This is a genomic window from Spirosoma litoris (assembly GCF_054776755.1).
This window is the reverse complement of the sequence record NZ_BAAHBI010000066.1, coordinates 115,878-132,418: the sequence shown is the minus strand read 5'-3', so window position 1 is coordinate 132,418 and position 16,541 is coordinate 115,878. Positions and strand designations below refer to the sequence as shown.

Here is a 16,541-nt window from a genome sequence, read left to right as displayed (position 1 = left end):
GTTCGCACCTCAAAATTCACACAGCTTTGGGGATTTTCCGTAAAGTTTAAACAGCCTCGTTAACTAACCGTCCCATATATGGTGGTAATGTCTGGAATTTCTTTTCCTACAATACAACGGGCTCAATCATCACAACCCAATCAGTTAGTATTGGAACCTGGACTCACTTGACAGCTATACGCGCTGACAATGCATTGATTTTCTATATTAATGGTGAACGGGCTCAGACGGTCACAATCAACCCTAACGGCCCATTAACATATACATGCCCATTAAGGGTATGTATCGGAATAAGACCTACACAGGGCACACTTATCCAAGCATTTAATGGAGCAATTGACGACGTAAGAGTATATCGTGGAATATTGTCTGATGCGGAGGTCCGGGTCCTATACCAAGCAACAAATTGCCAAACCGATTTTACGCTCAATCCTATTACGGCTCAGCCATATGTATCTCTTCGAAACGGTAGTTGGAATGACCCAACAGTCTGGTCATGTGGCTGCATCCCAACAGCCACAGATGCTGTACAAGTGCGACATATAATAACGGTTCCATCCGCCTATCAGGCAAACGCTTTACGAGTATATGTTAACGGAGCGGCCCATTTGACATATGGCCTTGGCGGTAGATTAGCCTTAACACCTTGATTGGCGTTCTTACGGAAAAGTGATAAATTTGGAGTACCAATAGCATGTTTGTAGTGAACTGGCTGACGTTGTAAAAATGCAAGTAGTATTTATGAGCATAGCAAACGACAAACAGCAAACCTCCAATAAATAATGATTCAACCGATTCAGGTTGCCCAATATACCATTAGTCCGACTAATCGCCCGTTTGTTATCGCCGAAATGTCGGGCAATCACAATCAATCCCTCGAACGGGCTCTGGAAATTGTTGATGCCGTAGCGGATGCCGGTGCTCACGCGCTCAAACTTCAGACGTACACACCCGACACAATTACCTTCAACGGTGGGTCAGAGGAGTTTTACATTCGGGATGCCAAATCGCTTTGGGCCGATAAAAACCTATACAAACTTTACGCCGAAGCCTATACGCCCTGGGAATGGCACAAGCCCATTTTCGAGCACGCGCAGAAGCGGGGAATGATTGCCTTCAGTTCGCCCTTCGACACGACTGCGGTTGATTTTCTGGAATCGCTGGATGTACCGCTCTACAAGATCGCGTCCTTCGAAAACACGGATCACATCCTGCTCAAGAAAGTTGCAAAAACAGGTAAGCCGGTCATTATGAGCACTGGAGTAGCGTCGGTTGCCGATCTCGACGAGTCCGTAAAAGTATTGCGTGCCAATGGCTGCAAGGACCTGATTCTGCTCAAATGCACGAGCACCTACCCCGCTACACCCGAAAGCACCAACCTGAATACCATTCCGCATATGCGGGAGTTGTTCGACGTACCCGTTGGCCTTTCTGACCACACCATGGGCATCGGTGCTGCCGTAGCAGCTGTAGCGTTAGGCGCGGTTGTTCTGGAAAAGCACGTTACCCTGCGCCGGGCCGATGGTGGTGTTGATTCGGCCTTTTCGCTGGAACCCGATGAGTTAAAAAGCCTTGTTATTGAAACCGAGCGGGCTCATCTGGCTATGGGACAAGTGAACTACATTCTTACGCCCAAAGAAGAAAAGAGCCTGCAATTCAAGCGATCGCTATACGTTGTGCGCGATATGAAAGCGGGAGAAACTTTTTCACCCGACACCGTGCGCAGCATCCGCCCCGCCAACGGCCTGCACACTCGTTACTACGACGACATCATCGGCAAAACCGCCAAACAAGACATTAAGGCGGGCACAGCGCTGGCGTGGAATTTAATTGCGAATGAGTGAATGAGTGAATGAGTGAATACCATCCGGCAGACAATTCGGTGTCAGCTATTCACTCATTCACTCATTCACTCATTCGCTCATTCTAGCAAATGGGTATAATAAAACGACAAACCATTCAGAGTTCAATTTACTCCTATGCAGGGGTGGCCGTTGGCTTTCTGACACAGGGACTCTGGTTTCCAAATTTATTCGAAGGTACGCAGGTCGTTGGCCTGTTAACCTTACTAATTTCACTAGCACAAGTCTTATCGCAGGCATCGAATCTGGGGATGAACGGCGCAGGCGGCAAATACTTCCCATTCTTCCGGAACGCTGAGCGGCAACACAATGGCTATCTACTAATCACGACGTTAACTACGCTGGTAGGTTTTGGGCTATGTGTACTCATTCTCTGGCTGGCAAGACCCTGGATTATCGAGTGGTATGCCAAAGATTCGGCACTATTTGTCGAATACTACTATTTGCTCATTCCATTGACGCTTTTTACGGTTTATTTTACCGTTTTCGACAACTACGCCCGTTTGCTGTACGATCCTGTTACAGGCACATTACTGCAACAATTTGTTCAACGTGTATTAGTCCTTCTCGCAGGTGGTTTGTATTGGCTAGGCTGGGTTACGTTACCACAATTTCTGGGTGTTTGGCTACTGGCATTTTTCATTCCTCTAGTAGCTATGATTAGTAGTGTTGCTCAGGATGAAGCCTTGTTTTTCAGCCGTAAGTTCGTTTCTGTCGATGCTGACTTACGCCGAAATATGATGCGTTATGCTGGTCTAACACTTACATCGGCACTATCGACTCAGATTGTCTGGACTATCGATAAACTGATGATTAACAGCAAACAAGGATTGGGTGACACGGGTATTTATGGGACCGCATCGTACTTCGCTACAGTCATTGCCATACCTGCCACAACCTTGTATAAAGTCTCAGGAACACTCATTGCTGAGTCGTGGAAAAGTAACGATTTACAAAACATTGCCAGCATTTACCGGAAAAGTTGTCTGAATCAGTTGATCGCGGGCTGTTTGGTCTTTGTCGGTGTTGCGGCTAATTTATCTAACGTATTCCGATTCCTTCCGTCAGATTACCAGGCGGGTTATTATGTAATTCTCTGGTTGGGGCTCGGCAAACTCATTGATATGGCAACGGGGGTAAATGGTACTATTTTATACACATCGCGCTATTACATCTACGACACGTTGTTTTTTATCGCGCTCATTTTCATTACCATTGCCGCCAATCTGCTTCTGATTCCACGCTTCGGTATTAACGGGGCTGCCATTGGGGCTGCATTGGCAACGATACTTTATAACCTCGCTCGTACACTGTTTGTCGGTTTTGCGTTTAAGATGCAGCCATTTACCTGGCGAAATCTGGTGGTTATTCTGTTGGGACTTGTTGTCTGGTGGCTAGCCATCCAGATCCCCTATCCGGCTCCCGATGCCCCAAAGTGGCAAACTGTACTGGATATTGGCTGGCGATCAACACTAATCAGCCTATTGTTTGGAGGAGCAATTATCGGTCTCAAACTATCACCCGATATAAACCAAACGGTAGAGGGGTTACGAAAACGGTTTTTATGATTTTATTTTTTGTCATGCTGACGAAGGAAGCATCTTCGGTAACTGAAATAATAGCTGTTAGCGAAGATGCTTCCTTCGTCAGCATGACAAAATCATTCAGTTCTTTCCATGTGGATTTTTCGATTTTTATTCACAGAAGCAGCTCGGCTCTTACGTTCAATAGAAGGGCGTCGGTTACTATGGCTGGCTTTTCAATATGGTGATCGGTCGCGTAATCAGGCGGTTGATGTAACGTTTGGACCCTATCGGTTTCGGGTGCCCGACGCACTGTCGTTTGTCTGGCAGTATCGGGAAATTTTTGTCGATGAGTTTTATAAATTCTCGACAACAAGTCCCAATCCCGTCATTTTCGACTGCGGCACGAACATTGGCACAAGCGTGGTTTATTTCCGGCAGAACTACCCGAATGCCCGAATTGTAGCCTTTGAAGCCGATGAGCAGATTAGTGCCACCTTGCAGGACAATCTGCGAAAAAATCAGATCACGGGGGTTGAAGTAATTACGAAAGCCGTTTGGACGAACGAAGAAGGCATCTGGTTCGGCAGCGATCAGGCCGATTCGGCGTCCATTTTTTCTCAAACAGATCGAAAGTTAGTGCCGTCCGTCAGACTGCGTGACGTTCTTCTTCGGGAAACGCACATTGATATGCTCAAGATGGACATTGAGGGAGCCGAAACCGCTGTTCTGACCGATTGCCATGATGCGCTCGCCCACGTCAAAAACCTGTTCGTTGAATTCCACGCTTATCTTGACCATCCGCAAACGCTGGCCGAGGTGATGAACGTGCTGGAAAAAAGTGGATTCCGTTATTACATCAACACCAGTCAGTATCGCCACGCGCCGTTAGTCAATCACCGTTACAAAGGCAACGACAGCATGGATCTGCAATTGAATATCTTTGCATACAGAAACTAGGCGTATGGTTTAGGGTTTTAGGTTTACGGTACACAGACGCGTACAACCAAAATGCATCGTCCTACCGTAAACCTAAAACCCTAAACCGAATACCAATAATCGAATGATCGACAAAATCCTTTCTCGCCCTGAATTTCAGTCAGAACCGCCCGTATTGGTCGATATTGGGGCTTCGGGGCAATTGCATGGCCGTTGGAAATCATTTGCCAAATATGCCGTCTGTATCGCCTTCGATGCCGACGACCGCGACTTTGGCTATGTCGAAAGCGAATCCAGCCATTTTCGGAAACTGTACACCTTCAATAATATTGTCACGGGACCAACGTCAGCGGAGGAGGATACCGAAACAGCAAATTTCTATTTAACTGTTTCGCCCCACTGTTCCAGTCTGTTACGCCCCCGTCCCGATTTGATTCAGGAGTATGCGTTTGCACCTAAGTTTGAGCCTACTAAGGTGGTTCAGCTCAAAACGCGTAGTCTGCGATCTACTCTCGACAGCCTGAATATCAAACAGGTTGACTGGTTCAAAACCGATTCGCAAGGCACCGATCTTCGACTGTTTCGTAACCTTGGCGACGACCGGGCCAAACGCGTGCTGACGGCAGAATTTGAGCCGGGCATTGCGTCTATCTATGATGGCGAGGATAAATTGTACCAGGTATTACAGTTCATGGACGAAACAGGCAGCCACTGGCTCGCCGAATTACTACCGAAAGGCTCTCCCCGAATCACGCCCGCTTTGCTGGACAGTTTCACCAGTCAGCCATTAGTAAAGAAGTTCGTTCTCTTCTCGCTCAAGAACAGCGCCGTTTGGGGTGAGATGACCTACCTGAACCGTTTTGCTGACGGTACAATGCTTTCGACACGAAATCTTCTCTTAGGCTGGGTTTTCGCGACGACGCTAAAGCAACACGGTTTTGCCCTAATTCTGGCCCAGAAAGCAAAAAGCATTTCTTCAGATCCAATTTTCAGCGAAATGGAAGCCTATTCTCGTCGGCGGATTTGGGGGCGTGTGTTCGGGTTAGGGTTTTGGCCTGAAGTCGTCAAAAAGTTCGATAAATTACTGGGACGTTGAGAGTTACGCACCTAAGTACCTATCATTTGTTCGGCGGGGCGGCTGTAGCAGCAAACCGGCTGCATCGGGCGTTGTCGAAGGTCGGGCAATGGACTGGGCCAGTCGAAAGTACCATGCTCGTGGGTACGTCGAACCGACAGGAAACGCACCGACCAGAGCCTGGGGTTGTTTATCTGGCGAATAATTTCCTGGCCGAACAAACAGCCTTTGGTCGGTTTGTGGCCGAGCGATTGTATTTTTTGCCCCAGGAGCGTGATGTTTCGATACGATTCCAATTTTCGCCTGCTAAGTTTGGGGCTAATCTCAACTTCCACCCTGCTATCCAACAGGCAGATATCCTGCATCTTCACTGGATCAATTTTGGTTTTTTGTCTCTCAATGGCCTGCAATCGTTATTCGAATTGGGGAAGCCTATCGTCTGGACACTACACGACCAGTGGGCGTTTACGGGTGGCTGCCATTACTCGCGGGGCTGTACTCATTTTCTCATGCATTGCCACCAATGCCCGTACCTAAAAAAGCCAGGAGACTACGATTTAGCCTATACTGTTTTTGAACGCAAAAAAGGCGTTTTCGGGAACGCCAGGGTGTACTTTACCCCACCGAGCCATTGGCTGGCCGACGAAGCGAAACGCAGTGCGTTACTGAGAAATTTCCCATTCTCGGTTATACCCTACGCAATCGATCAAACCATTTTTTGCCCCGTCGAACGGGCAGAAGCCAATAATCACCTTGATCTTCCAGAGCCTGATCGACCAAGGCTTTTATTCGGTAGTGCGAACGTAACAGACACACGTAAAGGCTTTACTTACTTTGCCGAAGCACTTACGCTTTTGCATCAGCAATACCCTGATTTAGCGCCCGAAATTCTGGTGTTCGGCAAAGGCCGCTCTTATTTGTTCAACGAGCTTCCTTACCCGATACGACATCTCGGCATATTAACGAGCGAAGACGACATTGTGGCCGCCTATAATGCCGCAGATGCCATGATTGTGCCTTCTCTGGAAGATAATCTGCCCAACACCGTAATCGAGGCTATGGCTTGCGGAACGCCGGTAGTTGGCTTCCGCACGGGAGGGATTCCTGAAATGATCGACCATCGGCAAAATGGCTATCTGGCCGACATCGGTTCAGCTCAGCAACTCGCGGATGGCATGGCCTTTGTCCTGACTCATCCAAATCCCGAAACCTTACGCCAAAACGCTCGAAACTTCGCCGAAATTCGTTTTTCAGAAGAAGTAGTAGCCGGTCAATATATTGAGCTATATAGACAATTATTGAATGAGTGAATGATAGAATGAGTGAATAACTAACACGATATTTCCTCATTCTATCATTCACTCATTCAATAATTCATTCATTAAGCTATGCCAACCATTTCCATCATCACCATTACGTATAACGCCGAGCGGTTTCTGGAACGCACGATTCAGAGCGTCTTGGCCCAGCAGGTTAATGATTTTGAGTACATTATCATTGACGGCGCATCGAAGGATGGAACATTGGACATCATTAAACGCCACGAGAGTCATATCACGACCTGGATTTCGGAACCTGACAGGGGGTTGTACGATGCCATGAACAAAGGGCTACACCTGGCCAAAGGCAAGTACGTCTGGTTCATGAATGCGGGCGACGAATTAAATGACTCACAAACACTGACAAATCTACTGACTCGGATCAACGCTAGCCAGGCAGATGTTTATTACAGCGATGCCTTGTTTGTTGAAGAAGATGGATCGCCGGTTGGTTTACGCAGCGTAGTTACGCCACATACGTTACCTCATAATCTAACCTGGCAGGATATGGCGCTCGGCATGAAAGTATGCCATCAGGCCTTTGTAGCCCGGAAAGCCATTGCGCCAGACTACCCAACCAATAATCTCAGTGCCGATTTAGACTGGGAAATTCGTTGCCTGAAAGCGGCAAAAAAAATTGAATTCTTACCGTTTGTTTTATGCAAATACCTCATCGGCGGGTTGTCTGTTCAGCAGCATCGCCGGTCGCTGATTGATCGATTTAAAGTCCTGGTAACGCACTTCGGATTTCTGCCAACAGTACGTAACCATATTAAGATTCTTTTACGTGCCAAGCGCTTCGAAAAACAATGACTATTTTGCGTTCTTCAATTCAAAAAGCGATTGGGTAGCCGTTACGCTTGGGTAATTAATCAACCCTTAAAATGTCCATTTTAGCTATTTTATGAAATTTAGAGGAAAACAATGGGATAATTACCAGAACAATGCCTTTAGATTGCGAAATGCGGATAAATTTGCGGGGTTTATTATGAAACCCACCTGACCTTTTTGTGCAATTCCGACAAAAAATTGATTTAACCTATGAAACGAATAGCTGTTTTTACCTCGGGTGGTGATGCGCCGGGTATGAACGCCTGTATCCGGGCGGTTGTCCGGGGGGCGGTCTATCATGGCATCGAAGTATTCGGTATCCGCCGGGGGTACAGCGGAATGATAAATGGCGATATTTTTCAGATGTCTTCGCACTCGGTGAGTAACATCGTACAGCGTGGAGGCACCATCCTAAAATCGGCCCGCAGTAAAGAATTTATGACCCCCGAAGGCCGTGCCAAGGCTTTTGAACAACTCAAAAAGTTCGACATCGAAGGGCTGGTTGCCATTGGTGGTAACGGGACTTTCACAGGAGCTACCCTTTTTTATGACGAATTCGGCATCCCAACTGTTGGGGCGCCCGGAACAATTGATAACGATCTTTACGGTACCGACCATACCATTGGATTCGATACGGCCGTAAACACCGCGCTGGAAGCGATTGATAAAATTCGGGATACTGCCGATTCACACGACCGGATTTTTCTGATCGAGGTAATGGGCCGCGACTCAGGTTACATTGCCATTCAGTCGGGTATTGCTGGTGGCGCCGAGATGGTTATGGTACCCGAAGTACTAACCCCTATTTCGGAAGTTGTGGAAACATTGAAATCGGGTTGGAGTCGGCAAAAATCCTCCTCTATCGTTGTAATCGCCGAGGGAGAAGAAGCCGGTATTGCGACAGAAATTGCCGAAAAAATTCGTCAGCAGGTTGAAACGGCCATAGATATGCGCGTGACAACGTTAGGCCACATTCAACGAGGTGGTATCCCAACCGCCTACGACCGTATTCTGGCCAGTCGACTTGGTCTTGGCGCATTGGAAGGCCTGATGGGTGGCGAAAAAAATGTAATGGCTGGTATTGTTAATAATGAGTTGGTTTATACCCCTTTCCGGGATACCATTCGTTTACCGAAGCCAATTAATGAAGATTTGTTGCGGATGGTGAAAATCCTGAGCGTATAATTTGGAAATGAATAATGTACAACGGATGATGAATAGTGGGTTAACACATACATTATTCATCATCCATTGTACATTATTCATTTTCCATAAACTATAGTAAGTATGGCAAGCGTTTTGTAGTCGATACAATTATGAGCAAATAGCGTAAATTTGACTCTGTTTTCCGACGAAAATACGTACCTCCATACATGAAAAACCTCCTGCTGACTGCTCTGCTTGGTGTGCTTTTGCTACCTGCTGCCAGCGCACAATCAACCGCTGAAACTCCATCTGCCGGTTTTCGGATTACAGGCCAGATAAAAGGTCTGAAAGATACAACTTGTGTACTGGCTCACTATTTTGGCTCAACCCAGTACATTCCCAAAGACACAGCCCGTGTAGATGCCGCCGGGAATATGGTTTTCGAAGGCAAGAAAAGCTTACCCCAGGGTTTATTTCTCGTTGTAGTTCCTAAAAAAGGATACCTCCAACTATTAATTACCGACGATCAGCAATTTTCGTTTGAAACCGATACAACCAACATGATTAAAGACATGAAGGTGACGGGGTCGAAAGAAAATGAACTGTTCTATGCCTACCAGCAACAGCTCAGCAAACTATCCGATGAAGCTCAGGCACTGAATATTCAGAGAAAGATTCGTACGGATGATGTTTCGAAAGCTATGTTCAATAAGCAGATGGGCGATCTGCAAAAGCAAGCAAATGATTATCGGGTCCAGTTCCTGAAAGAGAATCCAACTACGTTTGCCGCTAAATTATTTAAAGCCACTGCCGAGCCCGAAGTACCACCTGCGCCTAAAGCATCAAATGGTCGCCCTGATTCTGTTTGGGTATTTAATTATTTCAAAAACCATTTCTGGGATGATTTCGACTTCGCTGACGAACGCTTTGTACGAACCCCATTCTTACAACAAAAAATTGAGCGATATATCAAAGAGCTGACGGTTCAGACTCCCGACTCATTAATTAAAGAAGCCGATTTTCTGGTCAATAAGGCCATTGCCGGAAAGAATACTGAAGTAAAGTACTATACCATCTACTACATCACGAGTCAGTACGAACAACCCAAAGTAATGGGAACAGATGGCCTATTTGTCCATATGTTCGAGAAGTATTACAAAACGGGAATCATGACTGTGTCGGATTCGTCGACACTAAAGAGTATTGGTGAACGAGTGGCCACCATGAAACCCAACCTGGTTGGCAAAATTCTGGTATCGCCCGTCATGAGTGATACCTTGCGTCGACCAATTGCCTTCCAAAATATCAAAGCCGATTATACCGTTGTATTCTTTTACTCGCCAACTTGCGGTCACTGTCGCGAGAGTGCGCCCAAGGTGAAAAAGTTTGTAGACGACTATAAAGGAAAAGGTGTTGAGGTTGTGGCAATTGCTATCGACCAAAGCCCTGAAGACTGGAAGAAGTTTATCAAAGAGTTCAAACTCGGCAATGCCATCAACGGCTACGACTTCAGCTATCGCACCGATTACCGACATCAATACGATGTTTGGACAACCCCAACCATCTACATCCTCGATAAAAACAAGAAAATTATTGCGCGGAAATTACCCGTTGAGCAAATGGAAGATTTCATGTTATTCCATAAACGGCAACAAGCCGCTCAGCTTGCTAAAAAACCTGCCGCTGTAGCGCCAGCGAATGCCAAAGCGAGTGTGAAAAAATAGTATTAGAAGTGAGTAGCGAGGAGTGAGAATCTATCAGGCAACTATTGAAGCACCAGCCATTCTCACTCCTCGCTACTCACTTCTAATACTAACACGTTACTTCATCTTCGTCCGTTTCACCAGATACGACGTCAGAATCTGGTCGAAGCCCTGATCAATATCAGCTTCGATAAAATCAATTTTGTATTGACCACAACGCATCTTTAGCTCCTGAAAATACGTTTTTACAGCTTGTTGGTAGGTTTCCCGAATCTGCCCCGGCTGGAGTTTAACTTTCTCGCCCGTTTCGAGATCGATGAATTCATAAGGGCGTTCGTCAAATGCAAAGTCCTCTTCGGTTTTCTTGTCGGTAACGTGAAACAGAAGCACTTCGTGTAGGTTATGACGCAGGTGTTGCAAAGCCGAAAAAAGCGCATCGGCCTTTTCGCTGTTGTCGAACATATCGCTAAAAATAACCACCAGCGAGCGTTTGTTGATTTTCTCAGCAACCTGATGAATCACATCCGCAGCCGACGTTCGGCGTAAGGGTTTGGGTTGCTGCATCAGCAAGTCCAATTGCGTAAAGAGTTTATGGACATGCGATGGCGTTGACTTGGTAGGCGTCTGCAAATCAATCTGATCGGCAAATGTTGTCAAGCTCACGGCATCTTTCTGACGCTGTAGCATATATGCTAAACAAGCAGCAGCCATGACACTAAAGGTCATCTTCCCATAATTGGCTTCTGGATAATACATCGATGACGACGTATCGATCAATAGGTGGCACCGTAGGTTCGTTTCTTCCTCGTATCGTTTGACAAACAGTTTTTCAGTCTTTCCGAATACCTTCCAGTCAATATGCCGCGTAGTCTCACCCGTGTTATAGAGCCGGTGTTCAGCAAATTCCACTGAGAAACCGTGGAATGGCGATTTATGCAGGCCAGTAATGAACCCTTCGACCAATTGGCGGGCTAGAAATTCGACGTTGCCAAATGAACGTACCTGGCCTAGGTTAAGCGGTTGTTTCATGAACTCTAAAGAGCGAAAGAGTGAAAGAGCGAAAGAGCTGGCGCAAGAATTTTCACTCTTTCACTCTTTCGCTTTTTGAATTTAACGCAAAAACCGAACCGTTCGACATTTCCGGCAGGAATTGCACAGGGAAATGGCGAACGGTTCGGTTGAATGTACCCTAAGAGGGAGGTTACAATACGGGTTCCAGCATGGGCTGGTAAGCAATAGGGGTATCAAATATAGAAGGAGCAAACGCAATGGAACTCCCCTTCCCAACAACCCGAAGCGATACATTGGCGATTCCTTTAGAAACCATGCCAAGTGCATGTGCAGCCGCATGAGTCAAATCAATAACACGACCTTTGGAAAAGGGACCCCGATCATTGATTCGTACAATTACTGATCGTTGGTTATCCAGATTTGTTACTTCGACTAATGTGTTAAGCGGCAGGTGACGGTGGGCACCGGCAAGCACTTCGGAATTAACTCGTTCACCGTAGGCGGTCTTACGACCATTGAACTTCTTGGAATAAAAAGACGCTTTGCCTTTCTGTATGAGGCTCGGAAGAGCCTCCGCCGGTTTCATATTGCTAAAAAACAACATGAGAGACATGATCAAACTCATACAGCTTTTGGTTACGTGAAAAAAATAGACGAATAGCATGAAGATCAATTTACTCATACCATCCGCCCCCAAAAAGTGCAATTCCTGTAAAACAAAGATAGTGTAGATCAACTTAACTACCAAGCATTTAGCCAAAAAAGTGTGGAATACCCTCCACAACTGCCTTTCGTTTTGGGGTTATTCTACCCCAAAATATATTTATCCGCTTTCTTTTTGTTCTTTCCTGAATGCCCGTACTTTAGCGTTTGTGAACCTATTAAACCTCACTGATTGTGGACGAAAGAGACCGGGAGAAAATCTATTCAAGGCGAGTTCGGGCGGGTAAACGAACGTATTTTTTTGACGTTAAATCGACCCGTACCAACGATTACTACCTAACCATTACCGAAAGTCGCCGACATCCGCAGGGCGATGGCTTTGTTTATGAGAAACATAAAATGTTTCTCTATAAAGAAGACTTCGACAAGTTTGTGGAAGCCTTGCAGGAAACGGTAGAGCATGTAAAAACCGAACTCATGCCTGATGTAGATTTTGCGCAGTTTACGCAACGCGAACGCGATGAACAGGATGATTTCGCTAGCGAACTCAAATGGGAATAAAGGGAGTTTTGATGTACAAATCACGGTTTACAAGTTTACTGAATGAGCTAGACTCTACCTTCTTATTTACGACAAACGACAGTTAGCCCTCGGCACCAATGCCGAAGGCTTTTTTTGTGGTCCGACATAGCAGTTGTATTTTTGCAAAAAAACAAAGAGCGAATTTTGGATAAGTGAATGAGTAAATAACCTATTAGCAGCTATTCACTCATTCACTCATTCACTCATTCAAAATTATTTATGGGACTTCAATGTGGAATCGTGGGTTTGCCAAACGTAGGTAAATCGACGTTGTTTAATGCAATTTCGAGCGGAAAGGCCGAAGCAGCCAACTATCCGTTCTGTACAATAGAACCTAACGTAGGGGTAGTAACCGTACCTGATGAACGCCTGGATACACTCGAAGGATTGGTAAAACCTCAAAAGGTGGTACCAACGATTATCGAGTTTGTAGACATCGCTGGGTTGGTGAAAGGCGCTAGTCAGGGCGCCGGGTTGGGCAATAAATTTCTGGCCAATATCCGGGAAGTCGACGCGATTGTGCACGTGATTCGTTGCTTCGAAGACGACAACATCGTTCACGTCGAAGGGAAAGTTGACCCGATTTCAGATAAAGAAATTATTGACGCTGAGTTGCAGCTAAAAGATCTGGAAGCCGTTGACAAGAAAATTCAGAAAATTGCGAAAGCTGCTCAAGTTGGCGACGCCAAGGCGAAAGCCGAACTGGAAATTCTGAAACAATACAAAACGACTCTAGAAGCTGGCAAAAGCGCTCGTACGGTGCCGCTATCTCCTGAAGAGCGCGATGCAGCTATCGGCGACATTTCCTTGCTCACGATAAAGCCAGTTATTTACGTGGCCAACGTGGATGAAGGTTCATTACCAGAAGGTAATAAATATTCAGATGCCCTTCGGGAAGCAGTGAAAGACGAAGGTGCCGAAGTTATCATAATCAGCGCGGGTATTGAATCGCAGATTGCCGAAATGGAAGATCCCGAAGAACGGGAGCTATTCCTGGGCGAATATAGCCTAACCGAATCGGGACTGAGTAAACTGATTAAAGCCTCTTACAAACTGCTTGGTTTGATTACGTATTTTACGGCTGGTGTGAAGGAAGTACGTGCCTGGACCATTCATAAGGGCTGGAAAGCTCCTCAAGCTGCCGGGGTTATCCACTCCGATTTCGAGAAGAAATTCATTCGGGCACAGGTTATGAAACTCCCCGATTTCTCGCAATTCAAAACTGAAGCGGGTGTCCGGGAAGCCGGGAAGCTAGCGGTCGAAGGAAAAGAATACGTCGTGCAGGACGGCGATATTATGGAGTTCCTGCATAGCGCTTAACAAGTAAGGCGGACATCTTGTCCGCCTTTTTTATTGAAGCAGTTGCCCCATCGGATTCACACAAACTATAGGTCAATTTAAATCTCCTTGATTGCTTAAGTAGGTTAGCCTAACAAGACGGCTTTTCAGAATAACCTAAGCTACTATACCTTGGGACTTACCATGAAAAACACGTTGTTGAGTTTTAATCTGCTTTGTTTGATAATGAGCTTTCATCAATCGGCTCTGGCTCAGAAGACGAGCGATGATCGAAAGCGCATTGCGACCGAAATGGAAAATTCGATCCGGACCGAAATGCTCAATAAATGGTATCCGCAGTCGGTTGACAAGGAGTTTGGTGGTTTTCTGAGCACCTTCACTTACGATTTCAAACCCACTGGGGCGCAGGACAAAATGATTGTGACCCAGGCTCGTCACGTCTGGACGACTGCTAAAGCGGCTGAACGGTACCCCAATGTCGCCTATTACAAGGATAATGCACGGCAGGGCTTCCTGTTCCTGCGTGATAAGATGTGGGATAAACAATACGGCGGTTTTTATACACTGGTTGATCGGCAGGGGAATCCTAAGAATGCATCGACCAAAGTGGCTTACGGAAATGCGTTTGGATTATATGCCTTAAGCGCTTATTACCATATGTCGCACGATACAGCTGCGCTGAATCTGGCTAAAAAATCGTTTAACTGGCTGGAAAAGCATAGCCATGATCCTGCTCACAAAGGCTATTTTCAGGATTTAGGGCCAGACGGTACGCCCCTTAAACGCGACGCGTCTACACCTTCTACGGCCAGTATTGGCTATAAAGATCAGAACAGTTCGATTCACCTGCTGGAAGCCCTAACCGAACTCTACACGGTGTGGCCTGATCCGCTGGTTCGGGAACGTCTAAGCGAAATGCTTCACCTGGTTCGCGACGTCATCACCTCGCCCAAAGGTAATCTGGTCCTGTTTTTACAGCCCGACTGGAAGCCTGTTTCGTTTCGCGATTCGTCGGAAGCGGTTGTCCTGAAGCACCGCAGCCTGGACCATGTTTCATTTGGGCATGATGTAGAAACGGCCTACCTGATTCTGGAAGCTTCGCACGTATTGGGCTTGAAAAACGATACGAAAACCTTGCAAGTGGGCAAACGTATGGTTGATCACGCATTAGCCAATGGTTGGGACAAAAAGGTAGGAGGATTCTACGATCAAGGGTATTATTTTAAAGACAAACCCGGCATGACGATCATCGATGACAGCAAAAACTGGTGGTCGCAGGCAGAAGGGTTGAATACCTTACTGCTGATGGCCGATCGATACCCCAACGATCCTATGCAGTATTTTGCGAATTACAAACTGCTCTGGCAATACTGTCAGACCTACTTGATTGATCATCAGTATGGTGAATGGTACGAAGAAGGGCTGGACAAAGATCCCGAACGGAAGACATCTAATAAAGGTCATATCTGGAAAGCGGCTTACCATACCTACCGGGCGTTGTCAAGCTGCGTCGATCGGTCAACTGGAAAGCATTAATTCAGTTGGATTGGCTCGATCCATGCCTTTAGTATACTTCGGCCAGGGGTAACGAATCATAATATTACAAGCGGAACAACGAGGCTGAAATGGTATTATTTTCACTGAAATCAGTCATTTGTGCATGTATATTTGTAAAAAATATACCGATGAAGCCTCTATTGTTCAAAATTCCTACTGTCGATGATCGGTCGTTTCGCATTGAACAGGATAATTTGGCGCATTTTTACGGGCATCTGCACTTTCATCCGGAAATTCAACTAACGCTGATCCAGGCGGGCGAAGGTACCTTGATTGTAGGCGATAAAATCGACCGATTTGCACCTTACGATATTCTGATGCTGGGTACCAATCTGCCGCACGTACTACGGAGTGATCCGGCGTATTTTCAGGCCGATTCAACTCAACGGTCTACATCAGTCTCGATCCTATTTCGCCCTGAGCAATTGGAGTCGACGGTCTTAAGTTTACCCGAAACTCACCATCTGAATCAATTACTTCTGGAGTCCAGGCATGGCGTTCGCTTACGTTGTTGGGAAGGGCATCCACTGGTCGAACAGCTAACGACCATTCCAGGTCTTCGCCCCTTCGAACAATTTCTGAGTTTGTTGACTATACTGGACTCGCTGGCGGCTAATCCGATTCGAGAGGTATTGTCGGTGGTGGCTTACGAGCAACCCCAGCGGCCCGAAGACCACCGTCGACTGGAACAGGTTTTTTCCTATATTCTGGAGCGTTACGATTCGCCCATCTCGCTGGAAGATGTGGCGAATATCGCGAATCTAACGCCGGGCGCTTTCTGTCGCTTTTTCCGGCAGCATACCCGCAAAAAGTTTTCGACCCTGCTCAACGAAGTTCGTATCGAACATGCCCGTCGACATTTGCGTGAATCCAAACAAACGATTAGCCAGATCGCCTTTAGTTGCGGCTACACTAATCTGTCAAACTTCAATCGTCAATTTAAAGAAATCACAGGCATGTCGCCCGGCGACTATATTCGGAGCTACCACAGCCAGCAAGTAAAAAAAACAGCATTGTTATAGCTTATCAAC

At 46.4% G+C, this 16,541-nt stretch carries 15 protein-coding genes; 13 read left to right on the top strand and 2 right to left on the bottom strand.

Annotation, left to right across the window (positions count from 1 at the left end; all coding sequences use genetic code 11):
• The first annotated feature begins 74 nt into the window (after positions 1-74).
• The 9 genes from ACYVGR_RS32645 (at position 75) to ACYVGR_RS32605 (ending at position 10,419) form a co-directional block, all read left to right on the top strand.
• Positions 75-650, top strand: a complete 576-nt coding sequence (locus ACYVGR_RS32645; protein ID WP_460964374.1) for a LamG domain-containing protein — start codon at positions 75-77, stop codon at positions 648-650.
• Positions 651-782: 132 nt separating this feature from the next.
• Complete coding sequence (pseI, locus tag ACYVGR_RS32640) at positions 783-1,844, top strand: pseudaminic acid synthase (protein WP_460964370.1); 1,062 nt, start codon at positions 783-785, stop codon at positions 1,842-1,844.
• Positions 1,845-1,933: 89 nt separating this feature from the next.
• Positions 1,934-3,430, top strand: a complete 1,497-nt coding sequence (locus tag ACYVGR_RS32635; protein WP_460964369.1) for a lipopolysaccharide biosynthesis protein — start codon at positions 1,934-1,936, stop codon at positions 3,428-3,430.
• 108 nt (positions 3,431-3,538) lie between these two features.
• Positions 3,539-4,345 (top strand): FkbM family methyltransferase, encoded by an 807-nt coding sequence (locus tag ACYVGR_RS32630; RefSeq protein WP_460964367.1) that lies wholly within the window; start codon positions 3,539-3,541, stop codon positions 4,343-4,345.
• 103 nt (positions 4,346-4,448) lie between these two features.
• Complete coding sequence (locus tag ACYVGR_RS32625) at positions 4,449-5,420, top strand: hypothetical protein (protein WP_460964365.1); 972 nt, start codon at positions 4,449-4,451, stop codon at positions 5,418-5,420.
• A complete protein-coding gene (locus ACYVGR_RS32620; protein ID WP_460964363.1) occupies positions 5,417-6,709 on the top strand; it encodes a glycosyltransferase family 4 protein in 1,293 nt (430 codons plus the stop codon). The genes ACYVGR_RS32625 and ACYVGR_RS32620 overlap by 4 nt, the downstream gene beginning before the upstream one ends.
• A 78-nt stretch (positions 6,710-6,787) precedes the next feature.
• The gene (locus tag ACYVGR_RS32615; protein WP_460964361.1) at positions 6,788-7,531 is read left to right on the top strand and encodes a glycosyltransferase family 2 protein; all 744 of its coding nucleotides are present in this window, start codon (positions 6,788-6,790) and stop codon (positions 7,529-7,531) included.
• 228 nt (positions 7,532-7,759) lie between these two features.
• Entirely contained in the window at positions 7,760-8,734 is a 975-nt protein-coding gene (pfkA, locus tag ACYVGR_RS32610; RefSeq protein WP_460964360.1) for a 6-phosphofructokinase, read from the top strand.
• Positions 8,735-8,922: 188 nt separating this feature from the next.
• A complete protein-coding gene (locus ACYVGR_RS32605) occupies positions 8,923-10,419 on the top strand; it encodes a thioredoxin-like domain-containing protein (protein WP_460964358.1) in 1,497 nt (498 codons plus the stop codon).
• 96 nt (positions 10,420-10,515) lie between these two features.
• Here ACYVGR_RS32605 and ACYVGR_RS32600 read toward each other — a convergent pair whose 3' ends face one another.
• Both ACYVGR_RS32600 and ACYVGR_RS32595 read right to left on the bottom strand, forming a co-directional pair.
• On the bottom strand, positions 10,516-11,427 hold the full coding sequence (locus tag ACYVGR_RS32600; protein ID WP_460964357.1) for a DUF58 domain-containing protein: 912 nt from the start codon (positions 11,425-11,427) through the stop codon (positions 10,516-10,518).
• Between the two features lie 172 nt (positions 11,428-11,599).
• Positions 11,600-12,034 (bottom strand): septal ring lytic transglycosylase RlpA family protein, encoded by a 435-nt coding sequence (locus ACYVGR_RS32595; RefSeq protein ID WP_182457822.1) that lies wholly within the window; start codon positions 12,032-12,034, stop codon positions 11,600-11,602.
• A 272-nt stretch (positions 12,035-12,306) separates the two neighbouring features.
• Here ACYVGR_RS32595 and ACYVGR_RS32590 point away from each other — a divergent pair, with 272 nt between their 5' ends.
• The 4 genes from ACYVGR_RS32590 (at position 12,307) to ACYVGR_RS32575 (ending at position 16,532) form a co-directional block, all read left to right on the top strand.
• On the top strand, positions 12,307-12,633 hold the full coding sequence (locus ACYVGR_RS32590) for a DUF3276 family protein (protein WP_182457823.1): 327 nt from the start codon (positions 12,307-12,309) through the stop codon (positions 12,631-12,633).
• Between the two features lie 240 nt (positions 12,634-12,873).
• Positions 12,874-13,974 carry a redox-regulated ATPase YchF gene (ychF, locus tag ACYVGR_RS32585; RefSeq protein WP_460964354.1) on the top strand — a complete coding sequence of 367 codons (1,101 nt, stop codon included), beginning with the start codon at positions 12,874-12,876 and terminating at the stop codon, positions 13,972-13,974.
• A 162-nt stretch (positions 13,975-14,136) separates the two neighbouring features.
• Positions 14,137-15,489: an AGE family epimerase/isomerase gene (locus ACYVGR_RS32580; protein ID WP_460964352.1), complete on the top strand. Its 1,353-nt coding sequence runs from the start codon at positions 14,137-14,139 to the stop codon at positions 15,487-15,489.
• 149 nt (positions 15,490-15,638) lie between these two features.
• Positions 15,639-16,532, top strand: a complete 894-nt coding sequence (locus ACYVGR_RS32575; RefSeq protein ID WP_460964351.1) for a helix-turn-helix transcriptional regulator — start codon at positions 15,639-15,641, stop codon at positions 16,530-16,532.
• The last annotated feature ends 9 nt before the right edge of the window (positions 16,533-16,541 follow it).

Bases quoted from the DNA above. Each gene is read 5' to 3' on its own strand.
- pseI (WP_460964370.1), top strand. From the start codon at position 783: ATGATTCAACCGATTCAGGTTGCCCAATATACCATTAGTCCGACTAAT.
- ACYVGR_RS32635 (WP_460964369.1), top strand. From the start codon at position 1,934: ATGGGTATAATAAAACGACAAACCATTCAGAGTTCAATTTACTCCTAT.
- ACYVGR_RS32630 (WP_460964367.1), top strand. From the start codon at position 3,539: ATGTGGATTTTTCGATTTTTATTCACAGAAGCAGCTCGGCTCTTACGT.
- ACYVGR_RS32625 (WP_460964365.1), top strand. From the start codon at position 4,449: ATGATCGACAAAATCCTTTCTCGCCCTGAATTTCAGTCAGAACCGCCC.
- ACYVGR_RS32615 (WP_460964361.1), top strand. From the start codon at position 6,788: ATGCCAACCATTTCCATCATCACCATTACGTATAACGCCGAGCGGTTT.
- pfkA (WP_460964360.1), top strand. From the start codon at position 7,760: ATGAAACGAATAGCTGTTTTTACCTCGGGTGGTGATGCGCCGGGTATG.
- ACYVGR_RS32605 (WP_460964358.1), top strand. From the start codon at position 8,923: ATGAAAAACCTCCTGCTGACTGCTCTGCTTGGTGTGCTTTTGCTACCT.
- ACYVGR_RS32600 (WP_460964357.1), bottom strand. From the start codon at position 11,427: ATGAAACAACCGCTTAACCTAGGCCAGGTACGTTCATTTGGCAACGTC.
- ACYVGR_RS32595 (WP_182457822.1), bottom strand. From the start codon at position 12,034: ATGAGTTTGATCATGTCTCTCATGTTGTTTTTTAGCAATATGAAACCG.
- ychF (WP_460964354.1), top strand. From the start codon at position 12,874: ATGGGACTTCAATGTGGAATCGTGGGTTTGCCAAACGTAGGTAAATCG.
- ACYVGR_RS32580 (WP_460964352.1), top strand. From the start codon at position 14,137: ATGAAAAACACGTTGTTGAGTTTTAATCTGCTTTGTTTGATAATGAGC.
- ACYVGR_RS32575 (WP_460964351.1), top strand. From the start codon at position 15,639: ATGAAGCCTCTATTGTTCAAAATTCCTACTGTCGATGATCGGTCGTTT.